General features: G+C 64.2%; 22 protein-coding genes. 8 read left to right on the top strand and 14 right to left on the bottom strand.

What is annotated here, in order from left to right; all coding sequences use genetic code 11:
* Nucleotides 1-165: 165 nt before the first annotated feature.
* Nucleotides 166-690 carry a hypothetical protein gene (locus tag AC1DW2_RS16055; RefSeq protein WP_477006550.1) on the bottom strand — a complete coding sequence of 175 codons (525 nt, stop codon included), beginning with the start codon at nucleotides 688-690 and terminating at the stop codon, nucleotides 166-168.
* Nucleotides 691-1306: 616 nt separating this feature from the next.
* Between AC1DW2_RS16055 and AC1DW2_RS16060 the strand changes: the two genes are divergently transcribed.
* The 4 genes from AC1DW2_RS16060 to AC1DW2_RS16075 all read left to right on the top strand — a co-directional run bounded on the left by AC1DW2_RS16060 (nucleotide 1307) and on the right by AC1DW2_RS16075 (nucleotide 6693).
* Complete coding sequence (locus AC1DW2_RS16060) at nucleotides 1307-1606, top strand: hypothetical protein (protein WP_477006551.1); 300 nt, start codon at nucleotides 1307-1309, stop codon at nucleotides 1604-1606.
* A gap of 472 nt (nucleotides 1607-2078) precedes the next feature.
* Nucleotides 2079-3098: a TRAP transporter substrate-binding protein gene (locus tag AC1DW2_RS16065; RefSeq protein ID WP_283016464.1), complete on the top strand. Its 1020-nt coding sequence runs from the start codon at nucleotides 2079-2081 to the stop codon at nucleotides 3096-3098.
* A gap of 32 nt (nucleotides 3099-3130) precedes the next feature.
* Nucleotides 3131-5020 carry a TRAP transporter large permease gene (locus tag AC1DW2_RS16070; protein WP_477006552.1) on the top strand — a complete coding sequence of 630 codons (1890 nt, stop codon included), beginning with the start codon at nucleotides 3131-3133 and terminating at the stop codon, nucleotides 5018-5020.
* 23 nt (nucleotides 5021-5043) lie between these two features.
* The gene (locus AC1DW2_RS16075) at nucleotides 5044-6693 is read left to right on the top strand and encodes an acyl-CoA synthetase (protein WP_477006553.1); all 1650 of its coding nucleotides are present in this window, start codon (nucleotides 5044-5046) and stop codon (nucleotides 6691-6693) included.
* A gap of 15 nt (nucleotides 6694-6708) precedes the next feature.
* Here the strand turns inward: AC1DW2_RS16075 and AC1DW2_RS16080 are convergent, their stop codons facing one another.
* From AC1DW2_RS16080 to AC1DW2_RS16105, 6 genes are all read right to left on the bottom strand, one after another.
* A complete protein-coding gene (locus tag AC1DW2_RS16080; RefSeq protein WP_247310292.1) occupies nucleotides 6709-7506 on the bottom strand; it encodes an MBL fold metallo-hydrolase in 798 nt (265 codons plus the stop codon).
* A gap of 13 nt (nucleotides 7507-7519) precedes the next feature.
* Nucleotides 7520-8296, bottom strand: a complete 777-nt coding sequence (locus AC1DW2_RS16085) for a TatD family hydrolase (protein ID WP_477006554.1) — start codon at nucleotides 8294-8296, stop codon at nucleotides 7520-7522.
* 12 nt (nucleotides 8297-8308) lie between these two features.
* A complete protein-coding gene (gene metG / locus AC1DW2_RS16090) occupies nucleotides 8309-10318 on the bottom strand; it encodes a methionine--tRNA ligase (RefSeq protein ID WP_477006555.1) in 2010 nt (669 codons plus the stop codon).
* A gap of 109 nt (nucleotides 10319-10427) precedes the next feature.
* A complete protein-coding gene (locus AC1DW2_RS16095) occupies nucleotides 10428-11474 on the bottom strand; it encodes a DNA polymerase III subunit delta' (RefSeq protein ID WP_354099678.1) in 1047 nt (348 codons plus the stop codon).
* A complete protein-coding gene (tmk, locus tag AC1DW2_RS16100) occupies nucleotides 11471-12157 on the bottom strand; it encodes a dTMP kinase (protein WP_477006556.1) in 687 nt (228 codons plus the stop codon). Before tmk ends, AC1DW2_RS16095 begins: the two co-directional genes overlap by 4 nt.
* 2 nt (nucleotides 12158-12159) lie before the next feature.
* Nucleotides 12160-13422: a D-alanyl-D-alanine carboxypeptidase family protein gene (locus AC1DW2_RS16105; protein WP_085401503.1), complete on the bottom strand. Its 1263-nt coding sequence runs from the start codon at nucleotides 13420-13422 to the stop codon at nucleotides 12160-12162.
* Nucleotides 13423-13574: 152 nt separating this feature from the next.
* Here AC1DW2_RS16105 and AC1DW2_RS16110 point away from each other — a divergent pair, with 152 nt between their 5' ends.
* Nucleotides 13575-14531, top strand: coding sequence for an alpha/beta fold hydrolase (locus AC1DW2_RS16110; protein ID WP_477006557.1), 957 nt, complete (start codon nucleotides 13575-13577; stop codon nucleotides 14529-14531).
* On the opposite strand, the gene AC1DW2_RS16115 is transcribed toward AC1DW2_RS16110, so the two are convergent.
* From AC1DW2_RS16115 to AC1DW2_RS16130, 4 genes are all read right to left on the bottom strand, one after another.
* The gene (locus tag AC1DW2_RS16115; RefSeq protein ID WP_477006558.1) at nucleotides 14528-15055 is read right to left on the bottom strand and encodes an N-acetyltransferase family protein; all 528 of its coding nucleotides are present in this window, start codon (nucleotides 15053-15055) and stop codon (nucleotides 14528-14530) included. The two genes, AC1DW2_RS16110 and AC1DW2_RS16115, sit on opposite strands and share 4 nt — an antisense overlap.
* Nucleotides 15056-15065: 10 nt before the next feature.
* Nucleotides 15066-15614, bottom strand: coding sequence for a phage tail protein (locus tag AC1DW2_RS16120; RefSeq protein ID WP_477006559.1), 549 nt, complete (start codon nucleotides 15612-15614; stop codon nucleotides 15066-15068).
* A gap of 40 nt (nucleotides 15615-15654) precedes the next feature.
* Nucleotides 15655-16182: a phage tail protein gene (locus tag AC1DW2_RS16125; RefSeq protein ID WP_212478950.1), complete on the bottom strand. Its 528-nt coding sequence runs from the start codon at nucleotides 16180-16182 to the stop codon at nucleotides 15655-15657.
* 110 nt (nucleotides 16183-16292) lie between these two features.
* Complete coding sequence (locus tag AC1DW2_RS16130; protein ID WP_477006560.1) at nucleotides 16293-16838, bottom strand: phage tail protein; 546 nt, start codon at nucleotides 16836-16838, stop codon at nucleotides 16293-16295.
* A gap of 521 nt (nucleotides 16839-17359) precedes the next feature.
* Between AC1DW2_RS16130 and AC1DW2_RS16135 the strand changes: the two genes are divergently transcribed.
* Nucleotides 17360-22648 (top strand): IPT/TIG domain-containing protein, encoded by a 5289-nt coding sequence (locus tag AC1DW2_RS16135; RefSeq protein WP_477006561.1) that lies wholly within the window; start codon nucleotides 17360-17362, stop codon nucleotides 22646-22648.
* 66 nt (nucleotides 22649-22714) lie between these two features.
* Here AC1DW2_RS16135 and AC1DW2_RS16140 read toward each other — a convergent pair whose 3' ends face one another.
* Entirely contained in the window at nucleotides 22715-23647 is a 933-nt protein-coding gene (locus AC1DW2_RS16140; RefSeq protein WP_259257579.1) for a septal ring lytic transglycosylase RlpA family protein, read from the bottom strand.
* 805 nt (nucleotides 23648-24452) lie between these two features.
* Between AC1DW2_RS16140 and AC1DW2_RS16145 the strand changes: the two genes are divergently transcribed.
* Complete coding sequence (locus AC1DW2_RS16145) at nucleotides 24453-24581, top strand: hypothetical protein (RefSeq protein ID WP_256374848.1); 129 nt, start codon at nucleotides 24453-24455, stop codon at nucleotides 24579-24581.
* Between the two features lie 31 nt (nucleotides 24582-24612).
* Here the strand turns inward: AC1DW2_RS16145 and AC1DW2_RS16150 are convergent, their stop codons facing one another.
* Complete coding sequence (locus tag AC1DW2_RS16150; protein WP_477006562.1) at nucleotides 24613-24903, bottom strand: hypothetical protein; 291 nt, start codon at nucleotides 24901-24903, stop codon at nucleotides 24613-24615.
* Between the two features lie 162 nt (nucleotides 24904-25065).
* On the opposite strand from AC1DW2_RS16150, the gene AC1DW2_RS16155 reads away from it, so the two are divergent.
* Nucleotides 25066-25656, top strand: a complete 591-nt coding sequence (locus AC1DW2_RS16155; protein ID WP_063983282.1) for a TIGR00645 family protein — start codon at nucleotides 25066-25068, stop codon at nucleotides 25654-25656.
* 18 nt (nucleotides 25657-25674) lie between these two features.
* On the opposite strand, the gene AC1DW2_RS16160 is transcribed toward AC1DW2_RS16155, so the two are convergent.
* The gene (locus AC1DW2_RS16160) at nucleotides 25675-25995 is read right to left on the bottom strand and encodes a DUF1476 domain-containing protein (protein WP_063986370.1); all 321 of its coding nucleotides are present in this window, start codon (nucleotides 25993-25995) and stop codon (nucleotides 25675-25677) included.
* Nucleotides 25996-26126 lie beyond the last annotated feature (131 nt).

A 26126-nucleotide genomic window follows, 5' to 3' on the forward strand; every position in this document is an offset into this window, starting at 1 on the left:
GCGTCCGGCACCGGGTTCGCTCATGGATGAGGTGACGATGGTGGGATTCGGCATCGAGCATAACGTGCCGGCCGCGGCTCAGAAAACTCGATATGAGTGACAGATAGCTGTAGGCAGCTGGCCTTACCTGTCCGCTCGATGAAGGGGGTAGGGTAGAGCGCACTCTTACGCCGCCTCGTCTTTCATGGTTGGCGTGGTCTGCTCGGCATGAGAGACCAAGATTTGCATGGCCTGAACGCATATCTGGATTTGCTCGCGGTAGAACAGCCACGATTCCACGCCCTTGTTGCCGTGAAAGATGTTGTTGCGGTAGCGGAAAACGACGAAGACCAGAAGAAACAACCTGTCTTCGCTAGTGAGCTCGTCGAATGGGCGAACGAGCAAGGCTAAGAGCCGCTGGTCCTTGTGCCCATGCATAAGGTTCTCAAACCGCTTCCGGTCCTGATACCGCGCGTGAAAGTGCGCTGCGGCGTCACGCAATGCCGCAGGGCCGATGCTAGGTGCCGTGCGCTGCGCGTATTGCGCAATATCTGGGGCCCTGACGTAGCCCGCGAAACACTTGGACTCGAATAGCGACCACGCTACCAGGAACTGCAAGGCCATCTTGTTATCGAGCAGAAGTAGCACCTGCGACTCCGAATGCCCGAACAATGTCCCGAGCCATGAATGGAAGGTCGCGGTGGTTGGCATGTTTGTGCGTTCTGTCCAGCAAGGAAGTAGGTTTGGCGGCGTCCGCATAATAGCTCCGATATGACGGACAAGACGGTAATTGCCAGACCGGTAGGTGCCGTGCAAGCTCTGTGCTGCAGCCCGCCTCAGCGCCGCCGGCGACCGGCATCGAGTCACTCCAGGAGCGCGGCAAGCCTTCCATCCTGGAGCGTTCCAACGAAGAAGTCGGGCTCTTCATTCCACCGCTCTGGGGGYGGCCCAACATATAGGAGTTCTGGGATGAGGAAGCTTGCTCTCGCGTTGCTGTCGACCATCCCGCTCAGCCCAATCCCAATCTCGGCCCGGGCTGCCGATCTTGCGCCGGTCCGTATGCCCACGAAGGCTCCGGCCATCGCGCAGCGTGTGGGAGACTGGAGGCCCGTTTACATATGCGGCGATGACCATCTGCACCTGAACAACGGCGTCTGGTATGCGCGCGCGCCACGCGATGTCGATCGACGAGAACCGCGCGGACTTCGCGAGGGTGCCGTGGGGAGGGGTACACAACAAGGGCCCAGAGCGCCCCGACGACCAACCACAGCGACGTGGGCGGTAGCTACCCGGAAAACGAAGCCCGCCTGTCGGATATCGCGCGTGGATGGATGGTCCACGCAGCAAGGAACCTGCCGGACGGACGACCTCGGACGGTTACGGCATCAAGGCCGACGAGCGCTACTACCTAAAGCTCAATCCGGATTCACTTGGACCCCAGCACGATGAGCACGAGCCTGGATGGTTCGGCGGTCGGTTCAAATGGGCTGAAGGCCYGCGGGAGATCCAGCCCGAGGCGATCTTGCATTCCAGCGTCCTCAAACGGTTCGCAGCGGAAGCTGGCGTGCAGCACTACTACGAGACCGCGCCATACCGGCCCAGGAACCTCAGCGGCACCTCAAGCTGACGGCCTATTACGCCGCGCCGCCTCCGTCGGAGGAGCCCCATTAGCGGCGCGGTGCTCGCTCTCTCGGCGGCGGAGAGGGACTCATTTTCATCTGCAATGGACTCATTTTCCGCTGCAATACGCAGCGGGCCCCAGCCCGGACCTCCATATCCTTGATTCGCATAAGGTATATTATGGAATATCTTTATATACAATTAGATCAGATATTTAGATCGAATTCCTCACACCGCGACTTCGCTCGCCGTCCGTTTTCGATCTGGGCCGCGACCGGCCTCCCGGCTTCTTGACGGCTACTGTGCATGGGGTTGTTTTTCAGATTTTGAATCCGGCCCATCTGCCGAACGCCGATATTGCCGCGACGGTGTCCGGCTGCAATAAGCGAGACCTCGCGAGATCGCAGATGACCTTCAGGCCTTCCGTCCGTATAGGTTTGCATCTCAGAACAACAACAAACTTCCGAGGAAGCAGACCCATGAGCTTTTCCCGACGCACGCTTCTCAAGGCCTCCGCCGCGACCGCGGTCCTGGGCGGCCTCGGTGCGCCCCATGTGGCCCGCGCCCAGAGCGCCGAGTTCACCTACAAATACGCCAACAACCTGCCTGACACCCATCCGCTGAACGTGCGCGCCAAGGAGATGGCGGCGGCGATCAAGGCCGAGACCAACGGCAAGTTCGACCTCCAGATCTTCCCGAACAACCAGCTCGGGTCCGACACCGACATGCTGAGCCAGATCCGGTCCGGCGGCGTCGAATTCTTCACGCTGTCAGGCCTGATCCTGTCGACCCTGGTGCCGGCCGCATCCATCAACGGCATCGGCTTCGCGTTCCCGGACTACGGCACGGTCTGGAAGGCCATGGACGGCGACCTCGGCGCCCATGTCCGCGGCGAGATCAAGAAGGCCGGCCTCGAGGTCATGGACAAGATCTGGGACAACGGCTTCCGCCAGACCACGTCGTCGAGCAAGCCGATCACCGGTCCCGACGACCTCAAGGGCTTCAAGATCCGCGTGCCGGTGTCGCCGCTGTGGACCTCGATGTTCAAGGCGTTCGATGCGGCGCCCGCCTCGATCAATTTCGCCGAGGTCTATTCCGCGCTCCAGACCAAGATCGTCGAGGGCCAAGAGAACCCGCTGGCGATCATCTCGACCGCCAAGCTGTACGAGGTGCAGAAGTACTGCTCACTGACCAACCACATGTGGGACGGCTTCTGGTTCCTGGCCAACCGCCGCGCCTGGAGCGCGCTGCCGGAGGATGTGCGCACCATCGTCGCCAAGAACATCAACGCCGCCGCCATTAAGGAGCGTGAGGATACCGCGAAGCTCAATGCGAATCTCCAGCAGGAGCTCGCGGGCAAAGGCCTGACCTTCAACCAGCCTGCGGTGGCGCCGTTCCGTGACAAGCTGCGCTCCGCCGGCTTCTATGCCGAGTGGAAGGGCAAGTATGGCGACCAGGCCTGGGATCTCCTGGAAAAGGCCGTCGGCAAGTTGTCGTAACGCGCGTTGGGGCCGCCGAGGTTCTTATCGAGATGGCTCATGTCGAGGTTCAGGCGACCGGAGTGGTGGGCGAGGTGGCTGTTCAGCCCCCTCGCCGATCCCCTGTGCTGGCCTCGCTGGAGCGCATCCTCGGCCTCGCCGTCGAGATCCCCGCGGCGATCCTGGTCGTCGCCGAGATCGTGATCCTGTTTGCCGGCGTGGTCGCACGCTACGGCGTGCATCGACCGCTGATCTGGTCGGATGAACTCGCCTCGATCCTGTTCTTGTGGCTGGCGATGCTCGGCGCCGCGGTCGCGTTCCGCCGCTCCGAGCACATGCGCATGACGGCGCTCGTCGCGAGCGCGCGGCCGGCCTTGCGCGCCTATCTGGACATGGTCGCGACCTGCGCGGCGCTGGCGTTCCTGGCGCTGATCGTCTGGCCATCCGCCGAATACGCCTACGAGGAAAGCTTCATCACCACGCCGGCGCTCCAGATCTCGAACATGTGGCGCGCCGCGGCGCTGCCGGCCGGCGTCTGCCTGATGGCGGTGTTCGCGCTGCTGCGGCTGCTGCGCGCCGCCGATTACCGCATGGTGCTGACGGCGGTGATATCGGTTGCCGTCATCGTCGGTCTGTTCTGGCTGGCGCAGCCTTATCTGCGGCCGCTCGGCAATCTCAACCTCGTCATCTTCTTCGTCGGCGTCGCCGGCTTCTGCGTCTTTGCCGGCGTTCCCATTGCGTTCGGGTTTGGCCTCGCGATCTACGGCTATCTGGCGCTGACCACGCGGACGCCGGTGATGGTGCTGGTCGGGCGGATGGACGAGGGCATGAGCCACCTCATCCTGCTCTCGGTGCCGCTGTTCGTGTTCCTGGGGCTCCTGATCGAGATGACCGGCATGGCGCGGGCCATGGTCGCGTTCCTGGCGAGCCTGCTCGGCCATGTCCGCGGCGGCCTGCATTACGTGCTCGTCGGCGCGATGTACCTCGTCTCCGGCATCTCCGGCGCCAAAGCGGCCGACATGGCGGCGGTGGCGCCAGTGCTGTTCCCGGAGATGAAGCAGCGCGGCGCCAAGCCCGGCGACCTCGTGGCGCTTCTTGCGGCTACGGGTGCCCAAACCGAGACCATTCCGCCGAGCCTCGTGCTGATCACGATCGGCTCGGTCACGGGCGTGTCGATCGCCGCCCTCTTCACCGGCGGCCTGCTGCCCGGCGTCGTGCTCGCCATCACCCTCTGCATGCTGGTGTGGTGGCGCTATCGCCACGAGGACATGAGCCATGTGCGCCGCGCCACGGGTGGCGAGATCGGCAAGACCTTCGTCATCGCCCTGCCCGCGCTCGCGCTTCCCTTCGTGATCCGCTACGCCGTGGTCGAGGGCATTGCGACCGCGACCGAAGTCTCCACCATCGGCATCGTCTACGGCGCCCTGGTCGGCCTCCTCGTCTACCGCCGCTTCGACTGGCGGCGGCTGTTTCCCATGCTGGTCGAGACCGCGGCGCTGTCGGGCGCGATCCTGCTGATCATCGGCACGGCGACCGGCATGGCCTGGGGGCTCACCCAATCCGGCTTCTCGCGCTCGCTGGCTTCAGCCATGACCGGATTGCCCGGGGGACCTGCGACCTTCATCGCCGTGTCGATCCTGGCCTTCACCATCCTCGGCAGCGTGCTCGAGGGCATTCCGGCAATCGTGCTGTTCGGGCCGCTGCTGTTTCCGATCGCCCGTGCCGTCGGCGTGCACGAGGTGCACTATGCCATGGTGATCATTCTCGCCATGGGTATCGGACTATTCGCCCCGCCCTTCGGCGTCGGCTATTATGCCGCCTGCGCCATCGGACGCGTCGATCCGGCCGAAGGCATCAGGCCGATCTGGGGCTATCTGCTGGCGCTGCTGGTGGGATTGATCATCGTCGCGATCTTCCCCTGGATCTCGATCGGATTCCTGTAGAGCGCGGCGTCAAGGAGGGTTCGATGAGCGAGCGGCAGAACCAGTACAATATCGGCCTCGACAAGACCCCCGCCAACTACGTTCCGCTGAGCCCGCTGAGCTTCCTCGCGCGCAGCGCCGCCGTCTATCCCAACCACGTCAGCACGGTCTATGAGGGCCGCAGCTTCACGTGGCGCGAGACGCATGAGCGCTGCAAGCGCTTTGCGTCCTGGCTCGGCGGCAAGGGCATCGGCGTCGGCGATACCGTCGCGGCGATGCTGCCGAACATTCCGGCGATGAACGAGGCGCACTTCGCCGTCCCCATGACCGGCGCCGTCCTCAATGCGCTCAACATCCGTCTCGATGCGCCTTCGATCGCGTTTCAGCTCGATCATGGCGGCGCCAAGATCATCCTGGTCGATCCGGAGTTTTCGACTGTCATCACCGACGCGCTCGCGCAGATGAAGGGCCCGAAGCCGTTCGTCGTCGACGTCGACGACGCCGCTTTTAAGGGCGGCAAGCGCATCGGCGAGATCGAGTATGAGGCGGCGCTCGCGCAAGGCGATCCTGATTTCACCGCGATCCCGCCCAAAGACGAATGGGATGCCATCGCGCTGAGCTATACTTCGGGCACCACGGGCAATCCCAAGGGCGTCGTCACCCATCATCGCGGCGCCTATCTCAACGCCGTCAGCAACATCCTCGCAGGCCAGCTCGGCCAGCATCCGGTCTATCTCTGGACGCTGCCGATGTTCCACTGCAACGGCTGGTGCTTCCCCTGGACCATTGCGGCGGCCACCGGCATCAATGTCTGCCTGCGCAAGGTCGAGCCGACAAAAATCTTCGAGCTGATCAAGCAGCACGGCGTCACCCACATGTGCGGCGCGCCGATCGTCTACAACACGCTGATCAACGCGCCCGATGCGCCGAAGGGCATTGCCGCGCGTCGCGTCGTCGGCCTGATCGCCGGCGCCGCGCCGCCGGTCGCGGTGCTCGAAGGCGCAGAAAACATCGGCATCAGGCTTACGCACGTCTACGGCCTGACCGAGGTCTACGGCCCCGCCTCCGTCTGCGCCGAGCAACCCGGCTGGGACGATCTGCCCGCCGCCGAGCGCGCCAGCATGAAGCGGCGGCAGGGCGTGCCCTACCCGCTCGAGGAAAGCGTCACCGTCATCAATCCGCAGACGATGCAGGAGGTGCCCCGCGACGGCGAGACCATTGGCGAGGTCATGTTCCGCGGCAACATCGTGATGAAGGGCTACCTCAAGAACGAGAAGGCGACGAAGGAAGCCTTCGAGGGCGGCTGGTTTCACACCGGCGACCTCGGCGTGCTCGACGAGCACGGTTACGTCATCATCAAGGATCGCTCCAAGGACATCATCATTTCCGGCGGCGAGAACATTTCCTCCGTCGAGGTCGAGGACATCCTCTACAAGCATCCGGCCGTGCTGTTCGCAGCCGTCGTCGCAAAGCCCGATCCGAAATGGGGCGAGGTGCCCTGCGCCTTCGTCGAACTGAAGGACGGCGCCAGCGCGACCGAAGCCGAAATCATCGCCTTCTGCCGCACGCATATGAGCGGCTTCAAGACGCCGAAGGCCGTCGTGTTCGGACCGATCCCGAAGACGTCCACGGGCAAGATCCAGAAATTCTTGCTGCGTAACGAGGTCGGCTCGTCGAAGGCGATCTCGGCCTGAACCGAGCCGGCGCGATCAGTGCGTGTCGAGCCGCATGCCGTCATAGGCCGGCACCACGCCCGCCGGCAGCGATTGCCGGATCACCTCGTAATCGACGTCGGCCGTCATGTTGGTGATGACGGCGCGCTTCGGCTTGAAGCGCTCGATCCAGGACAGCGCATCGTTGATGCTGAAATGGCTGGAATGCTGGGTGTAGCGCAAGCCGTCGACGATCCAGAGATCGAGATTCTCCAGCGCGCCCCAGCTCTCGCGCGGGATGTCGTTGAGGTCGGGCGTGTAGGCGGCATTGCCGATGCGATAGCCGAGCGCGGGAATCTGGCCGTGTTGGACCAGGAAGGCGGTCATGGTCACGTCGCCGCCCTTGCCGCTGATGGTCCGGCTTTCGCCGGCCTCGATCGAATGCCGGTGCAGGATCGGCGGATAGTCGCTGCCTTCGGGCGAGATGAAACAGTAGGAGAACCGCGCCATGATGTCCTTCGCGGTCGACTGGTTGAAATAGACCGGAATGCGCTTGCGCATGTGGAGCACGACGGAGCGCAGATCGTCCATGCCGTGGGTCTGGTCGGCATGTTCATGGGTCAGGAACACCGCGTCGATGTGGTCGACATTGGTATCGATGAGCTGCTCGCGCAGGTCGGGCGAGGTGTCGATCACGATGCGCGTGGTGCCGTGGTGTGATGTCTGCTCGACCAGCAGCGAGCAGCGGCGGCGGCGGTTCTTTGGATTGTTGGGATCGCAGGCGCCCCAGCCGAGTGCCGGGCGCGGCACGCCGGCGGAGGAGCCGCAGCCTAGGATCGTCAGCGTCAGCGTCATGCGGCTCCCAGTCCTAAGATTTCACCTTGGAGAACAGGCGGAAGAAGTTTTCGGTGGTCTGGCGTGAGATCTCATCGAGCGACACGCCGTGCGTTTCGGCGAGCACCTTGGCGACCTCGACCACATAGGCCGGCTCGTTGCGTTTGCCCCGGAACTTGCCGGGCGCAAGATAAGGCGAGTCTGTTTCAACCAGAATACGGTCAGACGGCAGTTCAGCCGCAAGCGCGCGCAGGGTCTCCGACTTCTTGAAGGTCAGGATGCCCGTGAACCCGATATAGAGCCCGAGCGACACCGCCTTCAGCGCCAGCTCGCGCCCGCCCGTGTAGCAATGCAGCACGGCGCGAAACGATCCCTTGGCAGCTTCCTCCTCCAGGATGCGGCCGCAATCCTCGTCCGCCTCGCGGGTGTGGATCACCAGCGGCAGGCCGGTCGCACGAGCCGCCGCGATATGGGCGCGAAAGCCCCTCGCCTGCGCCTCCGGCGCGCCGTTGTCGTAGAAATAGTCGAGCCCGGCCTCGCCGAGCGCGACGACCTTGGGATGCCCGGTCAACCCGATCAGCTCGTCCGGCGAGATACCGTCTTCCTCGTCCGCGTTGTGCGGATGGGTGCCGACCGAGCAGTAGACGTCGTCGTAGCGCTCAGCGATGGCCAGAAGCTGATTGAGCTTTCGCACCCGCGTGGAGATCGTGACCATACGGCCGATGCCGGCCGCACGTGCACGCGAGACGATCCCGTCGAGATCTTCCGCAAAGTCCGGAAAATCCAGATGGCAGTGGCTGTCGACCAGCATCGCCCGAACGCCCTAGGCCGCCGGCTCGATGTAGCGCGGGAACGCCGGTGTCGGCGCCGGCAGCGTCGAGCCTGGCGCGATCCGTTTGGCGCCCCCGAGCATCGCGAAGTTCCGCTCGCCCGCGGGAATGCCGAGGCTGTCGAGCAGCAGGCCCGAGGCGGTCGGCATCGCCGGCTGGGCCAGGATCGCAATCTGGCGCACGACTTCGGCGGTGACATAGAGCACCGTCTTCTGCCTGACAGGATCGGTCTTGGCGAGCGCCCACGGCGCCTCGCCCGCGAAATAGCGGTTGGCCTCCGCGACCACGGCCCACACGGCGTTGAGCCAGTGATGGATCTGCTGCGTCGCCATCGCTTCGCGCGATGCAGCGATCATGCCGTCGGCCATCGCCAGAATCGCCTTGTCGTTGTCGCTGAATTCGCCGGGCTCCGGCAGCACGCCGCCGAGCTGCTTGGCGATCATCGACAGCGAGCGCTGCGCGAGGTTGCCGAGGTCGTTGGCGAGATCGGCATTGATGCGCGCGACGATGGCTTCGTGGTTGTAGTTTCCGTCCTGGCCATACGAGACTTCGCGCAGGAAGAAATAGCGCATCTGGTCGACGCCATACTGGTCGGCAAGATTGAAGGGGTCGACGACATTGCCGACCGACTTCGACATCTTCTCGCCCCTGTTGAACAGGAAGCCATGGGCATAGACCCTCTTCGGCAGCGAAATGCCGGCCGACATCAGGAATGCGGGCCAGTAGACCGCGTGGAAGCGGATGATGTCCTTGCCGATGATGTGCACGTCGGCCGGCCAGTAGCGCCAGTTCTTGTCGCTCTCGTCGGGGAATCCGACGCCGGTGATGTAATTGGTCAGCGCGTCGACCCAGACATACATCACGTGCTCTTCGTCGCTGGGCACTTTCACGCCCCAATCGAAGGTCGTGCGCGAGATCGAGAGATCGCGCAGGCCGCCGCGTACGAAGCTCACCACCTCGTTCTTGCGCGAGTCCGGGCCAATGAATTCAGGATGATCTTCGTAGAGCTTCAGAAGCTTGTCCTGATAGGTCGACAGGCGGAAGAAATAGCTCTTCTCCTCGACCCATTCGACTGGCGTGCCTTGCGGGCCGAGGCGCACGCCGTCGTCGTTCAGGCGCGTCTCGTCCTCGGCGTAATACGCCTCGTCGCGCACCGAGTACCAGCCGGCATAGCTGTCGGCGTAGATGTCGCCGTTCGCTTCCATGCGCCGCCAGATTTCCTGGCTGGAGCGATGGTGCTGCTCTTCGGTGGTGCGGATGAAGYGGTCGAACGACACGTTCAGACGCTCGTCCATCTCCTTGAAGCGGCCAGCATTGCGGGTCGCGAGCGCGGACGGGGTCAGGCCCTCGTTCTGCGCGGTCTGGACCATCTTCTGACCGTGCTCGTCGGTGCCGGTCAGGAAGAACACGTCCTTGCCGTCGAGCCGCGCAAAGCGCGCCAGCACGTCGGCCGAGATCGCCTCATAGGCGTGGCCGATATGCGGGCTGCCGTTGGGATAGGCGATGGCGGTCGAGATGTAGAAGACGTTGTCGCGCGCGGGAGCGGCAACAGGAGCTGCGGCTTGCGGAGCTGCGACGGGCTTCGGCGCGGGCGGCGCCTCAGGCTTCGACACTTTGGGCTTCGACACCTTGGGCTTCACAACCTTCGGCGGCGTGGCGACAGGAGCCGGTGCGGCGGTCACGGCAGGCGCGGTCACTTTCGCTTTCTTGGCGACCTTCTTTGCCGGAGCCTTGCTCTTCGCCGGAGACTTGGCTGCCTTTTTGGCCGCTTTCTTCACCGCCTTCTTGGCGACGACCTGCTTCTTCGCAGCCTTCTTGCCGGCCTTCTTTGTCGTCGTCGCAGCGCTTTTCTTCACGCCCTTCTTGACGGCAGCCTTCTTGGTCTTCTTGACCTTCTTGGCAGCTTTGCGCGCGAGCGCCTTCACTGCCTTCTTCACGGCCTTGTTGGCAGCCTTCTTCTTGCTGCTCTTGCCCCTGGCGGTTTTCTTAGCTCGCGTGGCCACGACGAATTCCTTTACCGGCTTCTCGAAATTTGGAAACGAACCTGCGTTCGGTTATTGTCTTGAGCATGATCCTCTCGGAAAACCGCTGCACACTTTTCCGGATCATGCTCTAGCGCGTTGCGTCCGCCAGCCAGCCGAACACCGAGAAAACCAAGGGCTTTCGCTCCAGATTGTAGGTTTCGGTGTCGCGCGCGGCGCGGACGATCTTTTCCCATACCTCAGCTAGGCGCGCAAGGCGCGGCAGATTCTGGTTGGCATTGGCCTCGTCGGAGTGCAGGCGTTCCGCGATCCAGCGATCGATGCCGTCGATGAAGGCCGCCAGCGCGACGCGGTCACTTGTGCCGAGCGAATCGCCGAGCGTGTGCAATTCGCGCGGATCGACCTGTGGCAGGCGCGCGAGCAGCGCCGCCGTGCGCTGCTGCAGCTTCAGGGCATCGCCGCCGAGCAGCGTCAGCGCCCGCGCGACGCTGCCCTCGGAGGCCTCCGCGGCCTCGCGCAGCGCCGGATCGTTCGGATCGAGGTCAGCCGTCGAAGCTGCGGCGCCGATCACATCATCCGTGTCGAGCGGGCGCAGGCGCAGCTTGCGGCAGCGCGACTGGATCGTGGCGAGCACGCGCGCCGGCGCGTGGCTGACCAGGAGGAACAGCGACTGCTGCGGTGGTTCCTCGAGGATCTTCAGCAGCGCGTTGGCGGCATTCGGATTGAGCTCGTCGACGGTGTCGACGATGCAGACGCGCCAGCCTTCTGCCGCGGCAGTCGAGCCGAAAAAACCGATCGTCTCCCGCGTCTCGTCCACGGTGATCACGGTGCGCATCACGCCGCGATCGTTGGCGGTGCGTTCCAGCGTCAACAGCCCGCCATGCGAGCTGGCCGCAACCTGCCGCGCCACGGCGTTATCAGGATCGATCGCGAGGGTCTGGGCTTGCTGCACGGACGGCGCCAGCGGCTGGCCGTTGGAAAGCACGAAGCGCGCCATGCGATAGGCCAGCGTCGCCTTGCCGATCCCCTGCGGCCCGCCGATCAGCCAGGCATGCGGGATGCGCCCGCTGCGATAGGCCGCGAGCAGCGCCGTCTCGGCCTCGCGATGGCCGAACAGAAGGCTCGTCTCGCGCGGATGCGGAATGGCGGTTTCGCGTTCGGCCTGGCGCGGGCTCATAGGGAAACCACCGATGCAGGGGTTGGGAGAAGACGGTCGCGCAGCGCCGTCCAGACTCGTCCAGCAACTGTGTCAGGATCGGAATTGGCATCGATCAGGACGCAACGGCCGGGATCGTCCTCGGCGATCTTGCGATAGGCCTCGCGCAGGCCCTGGTGGAAGCTGAGCTTCTCGCCCTCGAACCTGTCAGGTGTGCCGCTACCACGACGCACGGCGGCGCGTTGCAATCCAATCTCGACCGGCAAATCGAGGATGAGGGTGAGGTCAGGCTTGAGATCGCCGATCGTGACCCGCTGCATCGCGTTGATCAGGCCCATCGGCACGCGGCCGAGGCTGCCTTGATAGGCCCGCGTCGAGTCGGCGAAGCGGTCGCACAGCACCCAGGCACCCCGATTGAGCGCAGGCTGGATCACGGTGCGGACATGGTCGTCGCGGGCAGCCGCGAACAGCAGCGTCTCGGCGTCGGGCCCGAGCAGCTTGCCCATCCCCGACAGCACCAGGTGGCGCATGATCTCGGCACCCGGCGAGCCGCCGGGCTCGCGCGTGACGAGGGTCCGCATCCTGGCCGCAGTGAGGCGGTCGGCGAGCTTCTTGATTTGGGTCGACTTGCCCGTCCCCTCGCCGCCTTCAAAGGTGATGAAGCGTCCGCGCCCGGACGGCCGCTGTGCTGCGCTCTCACTCATGATCAGAGCTTCTCGGCGCCCGCGCGGAACATACCGATCACGAGCTCGCTGGCACCATCGATCGCGCGGCGCATGGTCGAGCCGGTGCCGATCGCTTCGGCGGCATAGACGGGCGTCTCCACCGCGATATTGCCGCTGCGCCAGACCTTGACCACGCCGACCTTCTGGCCGGCTTCGATCGGCGCGCGCACCGGTCCGCTATAGACGACGCGCGCAATCAGCTTGTCACTGCCGTTCTTGTGCACCATCACCTTGACGGGCGTCTTGGCGACCAGCTTGACCGAGCGGCTCTCGCCGCCAAACACTTTTGCGTAGCCAACCTGCTGGTCGGCCGCGATCAGGGTGCGGGTCTCGAAATTGCGAAAGCCCCATTCCAGCATCTTCTTGGCTTCGGTGGCGCGATCCTCAGGATCTTCCAGGCCATTGACGACCACGATCAGCCGCGTGCCGTTCTGCACGGCCGAGCCGACCATGCCATAGCCGCCTTCCTTGGTGTAGCCGGTTTTCAGACCGTCAGCGCCTTCCATCGAATTGAGCAGAGGATTGCGGTTGGGCTGGCGGATCTTGTTCCAGGTGTACTCCTTCTCGCCGAACAGTTTGTAGAATTCGGGGAAGTCGAGAATGATGTGGCGCGCGAGGATGCCGAGCTCGCGCACCGTCATCTTGTTGCCGGGATCGGGCAGGCCGTTGGAATTGCCGAAGGTCGACTTCGTCATGCCGAGCTCGCGGGCACGCTTGGTCATGAAGTCGGCGGCAAAGATCTTCTCGTTGCCGGCAATGCCCTCGGCCAGCGCGATGCAGGCGTCATTGCCGCTCTGGATGATCGCGCCATGCAGGAGGTCGTCGACCGAAACCTTGCTGTTGATGGCGGCGAACATGGTCGAGCCGCCCGAGGGCGCCCCGCCCTTGCGCCAGGCGTTCTCGCTGATCCGGTACTCGTCGGTCGGCTTGATGTCGCCCTTCTTGATGGCGTTGAAGACGACTTCGGCCGTCATCAGCTTCATCATGCTGGAGGGCGCACGCAGCTCGTCGGCGTTCTTCTCGAACAGCACGCTGCCGCTGGAAGCCTCGATCAGGATCGCGGTGGGGGCGTCGCCATCGAAGCCGGAATCCTCGGTTTTCTTGGCACCCTGGATGCTCTGGTTGGCGGCGTAGAGTGCCCCGCCCCAGCCGATGCCCGCCACCAGAACCGCCGCGATCAGCCCGCGCGCCAGCGCACCGGCGGAGAACCGGGTGCGACGGAGCGGAAAAAGACGAAATGCCATGGCGAAGCCCTGAGAGCGGCGTTCTAACAGCAGGAACCGGTGCGAACAACACGGGGCTGGCCGCCGAACCCGAGATTGCACGATTCTCGGCGCGCCCCTATCGTGGCACCTGATATTTCCCGACCAAACCCCTGAAACAAGGCGGAAAAGCGATGTTGTCCACCCGCGTGATCAAGGCCAACGGGATCGACCTGTTCATCCGCGAGGCCGGCCAGGGTCCGCTGGTGGTGCTGTGCCACGGCTGGCCCGAGCTATCCTACTCCTGGCGCCACCAGATCCCGGCGCTCGCCGATGCCGGGTTTCGCGTCGTCGCCCCCGACATGCGCGGCTACGGCCAGAGCTCGGCGCCGGCGGACGTTGCCGCCTACTCGATCTTCGACACGGTCGGCGACATCGTTGGCCTCGTGCATGCGCTCGGCGAGAGCAAGGCGATGGTGGTCGGCCACGACTGGGGCGCGCCGGTCGCCTGGCATGCGGCGTTGTTCCGGCCCGACATCTTCACGGCGGTGGCGGGCCTGAGCGTGCCGCCGCCATTCCGCGGCCGCGGCAAGCCGCTCGATCTGCTGCGCCAGGGTGGCGTCACCAATTTCTACTGGCAGTATTTCCAGACGCCCGGCGTCGCCGAGGCCGAGTTCGAGCGTGACATCGCCCGCACCATGCGCATCGTGCTTGGCGGGCGCGGCCTTGCCGATCCCAGTGCCGCGATGTTCGTCCAGGAGGGCAAGGGCTTTCTCGGTCACGCGCTCGCCGAGGAGCCGCTGCCCAACTGGCTCAGCGAGGCTGACCTCGCCTATTTCACCGAAAGCTTCCGCAAGTCCGGCTTCCGCGGCGGGCTGAACTGGTACCGCAACCTCGACCGCAATTGGGAGCTGACGGCGCCCTGGCAGGACGCGCAGATCCATCAGCCATCGCTCTTCATTGCCGGTTCGAAAGACGCCGTCATCACCGGCCTGATCGGCGCCAAGCGCGTCAACGAGCTCGAGCGCGTGCTGCCCAATCTGACGCGGAAGCTGATCATCGAGGGCGCCGGCCATTGGGTCCAGCAGGAGCGGCCCGACGAGGTCAATGCTGCGCTGCTGAAGTTCCTGCGCGAAGTGGCTGTGCCTTAGGCGAGATCCTTTTTCATCGCGATGTGGACGGCGCCCGCCTGCCCGATCTCGGCAAATCCTCGCCGCAGGTAAAACCTGTGCGCGGCCGGATTGTCCGCAAGCACCGAGAGCGTCAGCGCGCCGACACCCTGCTGCCGTGCGCTCGCTTCGAGCGCGTCGAGGATCTTCGTGCCGGCGCCGCGACCGCAATCGGCCGGCAGCAGCGCGATGTCGATGATGTGCCAGTGCTCGCTTTCGCAATGAAGCAGCAGCCGGCCGATCGCGGTCCCGTCCTGTGTGACGATCAGCGAGATCGCCCCCGGAAACTGCGCGGCATAGCCGGCCGCCTGGCTGCGGAACTGTTGCGCGATGATCTGGCCGACGATCGGCCCGGACAATCCGGTCGCGGTGAATTGCCCTGTCCGCACCTCCTCGAAGAGACGCCGGATGAACGGCTCGTCATTCGGGCCTGCGGGCCGAAGCCGAAGAGCCGGATCGTCCGGGACGATGTCGAGCGGCGCGCCGTCAATCATGCCGTCGCGCACTCAAGATCGTTCAGGAGCTGCCGAAAGCCGGAAAGATTCCCGCATAGGCGATACACCACACGATCGCCTGGGTCGGCTGCATGTTGTCGTGCGGCAGGTTCTGCCCGGTGAGTGTGACGGCGCTTGGCAGCAAGGTGAGACTGCCGGGTGGCGCCGTGAAGCCGGTGAAGTTCGGGTCGATCGCAACCGTGGTCCCCGCCGCGCCGGGACCTGCCGTAGCGCCTGTCGCGCTCTTGTTGCCGAGTTGCAGGGCGTGCGTGTGCCTCGCCATGTTGTCGCCGATCAGCGTCACCGTCGAACTGCCGACGGTCTCGCCGACGACATAATTTTGCAATCCCGGGCCTTGCCCCTGACCGATCGCGACCGAACCGTTCAGGTTCGGCAAGGCGAAATTGGTCGTGCCATTGCCGCCGTAGTAGGTACCGATGAGTGCAAATAACGCACTGTGACCCTGAATTGGCAGGAGCTGGCCGCCGCACGGCAGCCAGGCGCTGTTGAAGCCGCCGACTGCAAAAGGAAACGTAAAAGCCTGGATTTCTCCGACGAACGGATCTGACATGTTGTCTTTCCTTGAGACTGAATACGGATGCGTGCGCAGCCTAACCGGACGAAGGGAAGACGCCCGCGTAGCAAATGCAGTAATTGGCAACCACGCTCGGCATCATGTTGTTGTGCCCGATGCTGTTGCCCGAAGTGGCGACGCAGGGGGCCATCGTGGAGTACGTCCCGGCGTTCGCAATCGGTGCGTAGAGTTCACCTGCTGACGCCGTGGCAAGATGGAGGGTCGGCCCGGGCGTTACATCCGTTGCCGTCGCGGTCGAGGACATCAGCGCATGACTGTGGGTCGGCATTTCGGCTTCGATCAGGGTGTGGTTCTCCTCACCCCCGGGCTGGCCCAGCGTATAGTTCGGAAGGCCTGTCCCCTGTCCCTGTCCGATCGGCACACGGCCGCGTAGATCGGGAAGGTTGAACGTGTTGACGCCATCGCCGCCATAGGTGGTGCCGATCACGGCGTAAAGCGTCTCAAACTGGGCAATCGAGACCGACTGTCCATTGCAGGCGAACCAGCCGTCCGGCACCCGCGGAAAGCCAAACAACCTGATCTCGCCGAGAAACGGATCTGCCATCGCATATGATCCTTTGGTGTGCGCCCGTTCCGATCCGATCGGCGAATGCGCGAATATGAGAAAACTGAAGTGGACGGATTGCGTTTGCGAAAATGCGGCCGTGCAGCCGCTCAGCTTCGTGACGGGAAAATCCCCTGCGTCGCGATCAGATAGCTGATCGTGAGATAGGGCTGCATGTTGTTATGCGGCTGGTTGCCACCTTCGTTCACCAGATTGGTGGCGGTCGCCAATGGCGTGTCGCCGCTCCCGGCTGCGGCAAAAATCTTCGTCGGATTGGTCGCCGGCAGTGAGTTTGTCGCGAAGACGTTGCCTGTGGGAGGGACGCTCCCGCGTCCGCCTCCGCCGACCGCTGCAGACACTTGAATGAAATGATTGTGGGCCGGGAGCTGCTGCGCATTGAGGCTGGCCATATACGACCCGCCGGTCATGCCCACGGGATATTGGCCGGCGCCACTCGAGCCGAGGATCGCGCGACCGCGCAGATCCGGGAGTGCAAACGTCGTCACTCCGTTGCCGCCATAATAGGTGCCGAGCAACGAGAACAGCGCGGAATTTTGCTGGATGGCCAGCAGCGCACCGTTACACAGCGCCCAACCTCTGGGAATCACTGCGCCCGCAAAAGGCATGATCTGTCCGAGAACCGGCTGTAACGGCATGACCCCTCCCCCAAAAAACTAACGACCCGTCGCGTGATGATGCAAACCACGACGGCGGCACTTAAATTAAAGAATGAATTTATTGCGGCCCACTCGCCGAGATTGTTGAACAGCCAGCGTCGACAGTCAAGCGCAAGCGCAACCATAAATTGACGCGTCAAGCGTTTCCGTCGATTGCCATCAAAGCACGCTTTTGTTGCCACTATGCAACGGTTCGCCGGAAAGTAGTGCCCGCGACTTGGTACCGGCCGTTTGGCTGGCTCGTTCGCTTGCGTTGCGCACCGCGTCCCGTCAAATGCACGCAACGATATAGGCGAATAATTTCACAATCAGGGATTTTAGGCGGATGCTCTATCGAGAGCTGCCGCTAAGGGGGGCCGGTGAGTCACGCAATTGCGGTGGCCATTCCAGAGATAGTCGGGGAACTGGCCGTCCCGACACGCGATGGTGAAGCTACGCCTTCGCGGATATTGCGCTCTCTCTGGCGGGCGGCTCAACGCATCTGCATCGCGGCCGTCGTGATGCTCGGCGCGATGGCAGCGGCGAACGCGGCTTGCGATCAAACGACAGATTCGACGTCGGGCGTGACCATCAACTTCACGTCGGTCGGTCAGATCTATCGCCTGTGTCTGACCGTCGGCGCAGCCGCGGCCGACGACTCGGTTGTATACGGCGTCTATTCCGTCGCGGGCACAGACGCCTTTTACAATGCACCGATCGCAAATTCGAGCGGCCATTTGGGCAGCGCACTGCTCACAGCGGCCGATTATAATCCGACCACGTCAAAGGCAACTTACACATTTCATCCAACGAACCCGAACCAAAACGGTCAATCCGCGAAGGCCGGCCAGGCCGAGATCGATATCACGCTGAACAGCAAGACAGGTGGCGGACAGGACTCGATCACCCTGTATTACACGCCGGGCTGCAGCGATTTCAACGTGGGCTGCTCCGGCAGTTCGATAGCGAACACCCCTTACACGTTCACGATCAATCTACCCAGCCCCACGGTGACGTCGATTTCACCGACGAACGGGCCGCTCGCCGGCGGCACTTCGGTGGTGATCACGGGCACCAACTTCACCGGGACGACTGGCGCCGCCGGCGTCAAGTTCGGCGCCACCAACGCGACGGGTTACACCGTCAATTCCAATACGCAGATCACCGCGACCGCGCCCGCAGGGTCCGCCGGGACTGTCGATATCACGGTCACCAACGGCTCGACGTCGCCGACATCGGCGGCAGACCAATACACCTATGTTGCCGCGCCGACTGTAACCTCGATATCGCCGACATCAGGTCCAACCGGTGGCGGCACATCGGTGATCATCACCGGCACGAATTTCAGCACGACCACAGGCGCTGCCGGCGTGAAGTTCGGCGCCATCAATGCCGCGAGCTACACGGTCAATTCCAATACCCAGATCACGGCCACAGCGCCTGCCGGAACCGGCACCGTCGACGTCACCGTCACGACAGTAGGCGGAACGTCCGCGACCACGGCCTCCGACCAGTTCACCTATGTGGGCGCGCCCACCGTCACCTCGATCTCGCCGACGTCGGGCCCGGGCGGTGGCGGCACCACCGTGACCATCACCGGCACCAACTTCACAGGTGCGACGGCCGTGACTTTCGGGGGAACGGCCGCGGCCGGCTTCACCGTCAATTCGGCGACCCAGATCACCGCGACATCGCCGGCAGGAACCAGCACGATCGACATCAGGGTGACGACAGCCGGCGGCACGTCCGCAACCTCCGCGGCGGACCAGTTCACCTATATTCCCTCACCGACCGTCACCTCGATCTCACCCACTGCGGGCCCGCAGACCGGCGGCACGGTGGTGACGATCACAGGCACGAATTTCACCGGCGTCACGGCCGTGTCATTCGGCGGTACGGCCGCGGCCGGCTTCACGTTCAATTCAGCGACCTCGATCACCGCGACCTCGCCGGCGGGGGCCGCCGGTGCTGTTGACGTCAGGGTCACGACACCGGGCGGGACATCAGCGACCTCGGCTGCTGATCAGTTCACCTATGCAGCTCCGCCAACCGTGACATCGATCTCGCCGACATCAGGCCCGCAGACCGGCGGCACAACCGTGGTCATCACCGGAACGAACCTCTCCGGAGCAACTGCGGTCACGTTCGGCGCAACGGCGGCAGCCGGTTTCGCGGTCAATTCCGCGAACCAGATCACCGCGACCTCGCCCGCAGGCACTGGCACGGTCGACATCACGGTGACGACCGTAGGCGGAACATCGGCAACGTCAGCAGCCGATCAATTCACTTATGTTCCGGCACCGACGGTCACTTCTATTTCGCCGACCTCGGGTCCGGGCTCTGGCGGCACCACCGTAACCATCACCGGCACCAACTTCTCAGGCGCGACAGCCGTGGTGTTCGGAGCAACGGCTGCGACTGGCGTCACGGTCAATTCGGCGACCCAGATCACCGCGACGTCGCCGGCAGGAACCAGCACGATCGACATCAGGGTGACGACAGCCGGCGGCACGTCGGCAACATCTGCAGCGGACCAGTTCACCTATATTCCCTCACCGACCGTCACCTCGATCTCACCCACTGCGGGCCCGCAGGCCGGCAGCACGGTGGTGACGATCACAGGCACAAATTTCACCGGCGTCACGGCCGTGTCATTCGGCGGGACGGCCGCGCTCGGCTTCACGTTCAATTCGACAACATCGATCACAGCGACCTCGCCGCCCGGGACCGGCGTCGTGGACGTCAGGGTGACGACGCCGGGCGGGACGTCCGCGACCTCGGCTGCTGATCAGTTCACCTATGCCGGCCCTCCCTCCATCACGTCGATTTCGCCGACAGGCGGCCCCCTGGGCGGCGGCACGACGGTCACGATCACCGGCGCCAATCTGTCAGGTGCAACGGCGGTGACGTTCGGCGCCACGGCGGCGGCCGGCTTCACCGTCAATTCGGCAACCCAGATCACCGCGACATCGCCTGCCGGGGCCGGCACCGTGGACATCAGGGTAACGACGGTAGGCGGAACGTCGGCAATGTCCGCCGCGGACCAGTTCACCTACACCGCCGCGCCGACCGTCACCTCGATCTCACCGACTACGGGTCCGCAGACAGGCGGCACAGTCGTGACGGTCACGGGCACAGGCTTCACCGGCGCCACCGCAGTGACATTCGGCGCAACCGCCGCAACGAGTTTCACGGTCAATTCGTCAACATCAATCACCGCGACGTCACCCGCCGGTACCAGCACCGTTGACCTCCGCGTGACCAATCCGGGCGGCACCTCGGCCACCTCCGCCGCCGACCAGTTCACCTATGTCGCCACGCCAGCCGTCACGTCGCTTTCGCCGACGTCGGGGCCGGCGGCCGGCGGCACGGTGGTGACGATCACGGGCACCAATTTCACCGGCGTCACGGCCGTGTCATTCGGCGGGACGGCCGCGGCCGGCTTCACGTTCAATTCAGCGACCTCGATCACCGCGACCTCGCCGGCGGGGGCCGCCGGTGCTGTTGACGTCAGGGTCACGACACCGGGCGGGACATCAGCGACCTCGGCGGCAGACCAGTTCACCTATTTCGCCCTGCCGACCGTGACGTCGATCTCGCCGACGGGCGGCCCGCTCGCAGGCGGCACGTCGGTGACCGTCACCGGCACCAATTTCACCGGTGCGACCGCCGTGAAGTTCGGGGTGACGAATGCATCGAGCTTCACGGTCAATTCCGCGACCTCGATCACCGCGACCTCTCCCGCCGGCACAGGCACCGTTGATCTCACGGTCACGACACCTGGCGGAACGTCGGCCATATCAACGGCGGATCAGTTCAGCTACGCCGCGACGCCGGCGGTGACGTCGGTTGCGCCGAATGCGGGCCTGCTCGCCGGCGGCACGTCGGTCACCATCACGGGCACCGCATTATCCGGAGCCACCGCGGTGAAGTTCGGCGCAGCCAATGCGACCAGCTTAACGGTCAATTCGGCAACCTCGATCACCGCAGTGTCGCCGGCCGGTGCCGGTACGGTCGATGTCACCGTGACGACGCCAGGCGGAACATCACCGATATCGGCATCGGACCAATTCAGCTACACGCCGGCACCAACGGTCGGCTCGATCTCACCGAGCTCCGGATCCGCGATCGGCAGCACCTCCGTGGCGGTCACGGGGACCGGATTCACCGGCGCCACCGCAGTGAAGTTCGGCGCCAACAACGCGACCAGCTTCACGGTCAATTCGGCAACGTCGATCACGGCAACCTCGCCGCCCGGCGCCGGCACGGTCGATGTCACCGTGACGACGGCCGGAGGGACGTCGCCGACCTCGGCGGCAGACAGGTTCACCTATCTGTCCGCGACGACCACCACGGAGCTCACGTCGTCGAAGAATCCGAGCAGCTACGGCGAGTCTGTAACGTTCACGGCCAAGGTGAGGAGTTCGGGCGGAACGCCGACGGGAACGGTCACTTTCAACGACGGCGGCACGCCGATCGGCACGTCTACCCTGTCGGCCGGTGACGCCACCTTTGCCACGACCACGCTCCCCGTCGGCAATCACAGCATCACGGCGACCTACAACGGCAGTGTAGCCTTCAACGCCTCGACATCGCCGGCTCTGAACCAGTCGGTCGACATTCCCGCCGACAGCGCCAAGCTGCGCGCCCTCCAGCTCAACGTCACCAAGATCGTGGCGCAGAGCTCGGGACAGGCGATCTCCGGTTCGATTGACACCGCGATTTCCGAAGGGTTCAGCGACGGCGGGCAATACGTCATGCCAGGCGCGGGCGGGCTGCGCGTCAATTTCGCCGCCGCGCCCGACGGCGATGAGGACGACAAGCCCAAATCCGGTCAGCAGCCCGGTTCTCAAAGTTTGAACTCCTATTCGGGCGACGGCGGCTCCGGCCGGACCGGCGGCCGCGGGCGCGGCTCCTCGCGGATCGATGACGCCTTCGCCGCGATCGATCGGGCGGCTCCGACCAAGGCACCGGCTGCGCGCTTCAGGGAACAGAAGGACTGGCTGTTCTGGATCGACGCGCGCGGCAGCGGCATCGATCAGTGGGGCTCGTCCGGCAACATCGGTCAGGGTGCAACCCAGGCCACGCTCTTCGGCCAGCAGATCAACCTGCTGTCCGGACTGACCTACCGGGCGAGACCCAATTTGCTGGTCGGTGTGACCGGCGGCTATGAGAACTTCAGCTACACCCAGACCGACATCAACGGAAAGCTGAAGGGCGACGGCTGGACCGTCGGTGCCTATCTCGGCTGGAAGATCATCCCGACGCTGCGTTACGACGTGGCCGTGACCTATTCCGGCATCGGCTATGACGGCACCGCCGGCACGGCCCAAGGCAATTTCAACGGCAATCGCTGGATATTCGCGACCGGCTTCACCGGCAGCTACAGCTGGGCCAATTTCAATATCGAACCGTCGGCCAAGGTCTACGCGATCTGGGAGCGGGAAAACGCCTATGTCGACTCGCTCGGCACCCAGCAGGCGGCCCGCACCTTCTCGAGCGGCCGCGCGTCTGCCGGCAACAGGGTCTCCTACCCCATACCGTGGCTCGATAGCGTGCTGCTGGCGCCCTATGCCGGCGTGTTTGCCGACTATTACTTCACGCAGGACGATGCGGCCGCGATCGTTGCTGCGGGCGGCATCCCGCTCGCTTCGACACCATTGCTCCAGGGCTGGTCAGCCCGCATCACGGGCGGCATCGGCGCAAGGCTGGCGGGCGGCACCACGGTCGGCTTCGGCGCCGAACTCGGCGGCATCGGCAGCAACACGCAGATCTGGACGTTCACGGGACGCGCGCGCATCCCATTCTGATCCCTGGGCGCGACGACGGGCCAGCGGCGCTACGCCGCTCGCCGGATTTGCCGGCTTGGTACCTGCTCAGTAGAGGCCGCGGCCGCTCAGGATGCTGCGGGCCTCGGCGGCGCCGTCGGCCGATGACGGCGCGTTCTCGGTCGCGTAGCGGCCATCCTCGTCATAGGACACGGCGCGCGCGTTCTGGAGCGCCCGGCCCCGGCCCCGGCTGCGGCTCGAGGCCGACATCTCCGAGGTCGCGTTGAGCGACGCCATGTCGGCGGAGGTGTTGCCGAGATTGTAGGGCCGCCCTTCTGGCGTCGGAACCTCGCCGCGAATGGCGCCGCGGTTCGACGATGGCAGCTCCGGCACGAAGGGCCTTGCCGAGGCAACCCGCACCATCGAGGGCGACGGCGCCGGGATCCCGGTGCGCAGGGTCGCCATCAGCTGGCGATCGTCGGAGCCTTCCAGCGGCGCCCGGCCAACGTATTCGACACGGACCTTGGCGACGCCATTGCCTTTGAATTCAAGGAGTTCAGCGGCTTTGTTCGAGACGTCGATCAGCCGGTTGCCGTGATAGGGCCCGCGGTCGTTGACGCGCACGATCAGCGATTTGCCGTTCGAGACATTGGTCACCCGCGCATAGGACGGCATCGGCAGGGTCGGATGCGCCGCTGTCAGCGAAGTCATGTCGAACACTTCGCCATTGGCGGTCAGGCGGCCGTGGAAATCGTCGCCGTACCAGGACGCCATACCCTCGGCGCGGTAGTTGACGTCCTCCTCCGGCACGTAGGTCCGACCGCCCACAACATAGGGCTTGCCGACGCGGTAGGTGCCGCCGCCTTTCGGAACCGGATCCCCAAACGCCACGACCCGCGGGCTCGAGGACACGCCGTATTTCGGATCGACCCGGCTGGCGAACTTGTTCGAGGAGGCGCAATTGGCGAGCGCGAGGCAGGTCGCGACCGCGGCAACACCGCGTGCGGCCCGCAAAACCGAATCTGACCGTCGGATCCCCATGCGCCCCAAATACCACTTCGCCGGAGGCGTACCCAACCCGCTTTGGCTACGGGGGAGCGCTGTCCGGTCCCAAAATCCGAGGCGGCCCACCACCGCGTCGGAAGCAGTAAGGATAACGCAACCCGAACACGGCGGAAATGGGGAGCCCACAGCGTTCACGCCGGGATGGTAAACGGGGCGTTCGCTTCTCCCCCGTTGATCTACGGAGCGCAGGCACCCTGCTCTGTACCACTCCTGGACATTCTGTTGCGCCAAATCCTCACTCCACCCCCATTGTCTTGTGGCTCACTGGAATTCTTTTGACTGTGCAAGGCCGCACGCGTTTTCTCGGTTGCAGGGGCGAACTGGAATTTGATGATGATCGAGACGGTTTCGGCACTGATGGGTCTGGTAAGCGCGGGGATCTTCCTGGCCCATGCGTTTGAAGGTTACCGCACGAGGGCCTGAGGGCATTCGCGCGGACGGCAAGGATCACCTCTTTCAAGACGGCACGTTCGGACAATCTTAATCGATCCGACCGAGCATCGAACACGAGAGCGGAAGGTGTCCCATGCGCAACCATGACTTCGTATCCGATGGCTTCCTGGCACTGACCGCCGGCGGCTTGTTTCTTCTCTGCTCGAGCCTCGTGGCACTGGCCTTCGCCTGAGCACCACCACGAGTCTCCTTCTTTCTAACCACAACTACACCGCGATGCAGCATACAGCGCTGTCCGGTATTGCCCTGCTCCCGTTTAGTTGATTGAATTTCTGCGTTCGGCGCCTCGACTCATTTCAAGAGGCCATCACCAACGAGGGTGACGCAAATGCTTGCTGAGAAATTTTTTCTGGTTCTGGAATCGCTGATCCGCGGCGACCGCACCTATCCCGACGGAAGCCCCCGGGTGATCAGCACCTCCCCGCACGTGCCGGTGAAGCTGCCGGACCGGAAATAGCCGTCCCCCAAACCTCCGAATCACGCGCTGCTCAGCGCAGGCCCAATAGCGAGCGGCGATAAAGGCTGTCGCGGGCCTCGCTCAGGCAGACGAAGCTGCCGTCGAAACCCTGGCCATACCGCTTCTGGCCCTTGCCGTAGTAGATGCCTTTCCTGAAATCGAGCCAGACCACCTGATCGTGCGGGCAATGACGTTGCGCCTGCGCCTCGTAGCGAAACGGCGTCAGCGGCGTCGCCGAGACCTCCGCGCCACCGGCGCCAACCACGATTGTGACGGCGACCGCGATGCCGCCGAGCCCTTTGCCGAAGCCGCTCCAAGACACCCCCGCCTCCCGATTCAAGCCCTGACTCTTTGGCCGTTCGGCACGGTAGCACGAGACTGCGCGATCTGCCGGCCGCAGCCAGCGGCTTGGCCGTCTTCCACCGGCCATCTTGTCGGGTTACATGAAGGCGAGATCATCTCAGCTCGCGAGGATGCTGCCTGAATGTCGGTTGAGCCTGGACCCGAGTCCGAACTGCGCACCGAACCCCGCCCGCCGTTGCCGCGTTTGGGCCTGCTGCCGATGATCATCTTCGGCTCGCGCTGGCTGCAACTGCCGCTCTATCTCGGACTGATCGTGGCGCAGTGCGTCTACATCGTGCTGTTCCTCAAGGAGCTCTGGCATCTTTCCTGGCACGCGATCGACCTCACCGAACAGCAGATCATGATGAGCGTGCTGGCGCTGATCGACGTCGTGATGATCTCCAACCTGCTCGTGATGGTCATCGTCGGCGGCTACGAGACCTTCGTTTCGCGGCTCGACCTCCAGGGTCATCCCGACGAGCCGGAATGGCTCGGCCACGTCAATGCGAGCGTCCTGAAGATCAAGCTCGCCATGGCCATCATCGGCATCTCCTCGATCGCGCTGCTGCGCACCTTCATCGAGGCCGGCAATCTCGGCTCGAACCGCGCCGGCTTCACCGAGACCGGCGTCATGTGGCAGGTCCTGATCCACATCACCTTCATCGCCTCGGCGATCGGCATTGCCTACGTCGACAGGCTCAGCGACTCCGGAATGCGCAAGCACGCCGAGTGAGGGCAACGGCCGGCCTTCTTATTGTTTGCTTGCTTCGAGCTGCGCGAGCGCCTGGTGCAGGCACTCCTGAAGCTTTTGCGCGACCTGCTCGCGCGCCACGCCCTTGGCGGCAAGATCGCCGGACACCTTGCCCACGACATCGTCGATGCTCTGGCTCTCCAGATTGTCTGTCACCAGCGCCGTTGCGTAGCTTGCCGCGGCGTCGCCGCTGAGCCCGAGCTGGCCCGCGGCCCAGAGCCCGAGCAGCTTGTTGGACCGGGCCGTGGCCTTGAACATGAATTCCTCGTCGTGGGCGAATTTGGCCTCAAAGCCCTGCTCGCGCTTGTCGAACGTGGTCATGGTCAGCTCCAATGCGTTTTCGCTGAGGAGAATCGGACTGGCTGGGAGCGAACGTCTCCGTGGTTCTCGTCAGTTTAGGATCATGTGAATCTTCCTCCCGGAAGGCAGAGGCCGTCAAGCCTGCGCGGTGG

It is taken from the genome of Bradyrhizobium sp. P3_C3 (genome assembly GCF_056402655.1).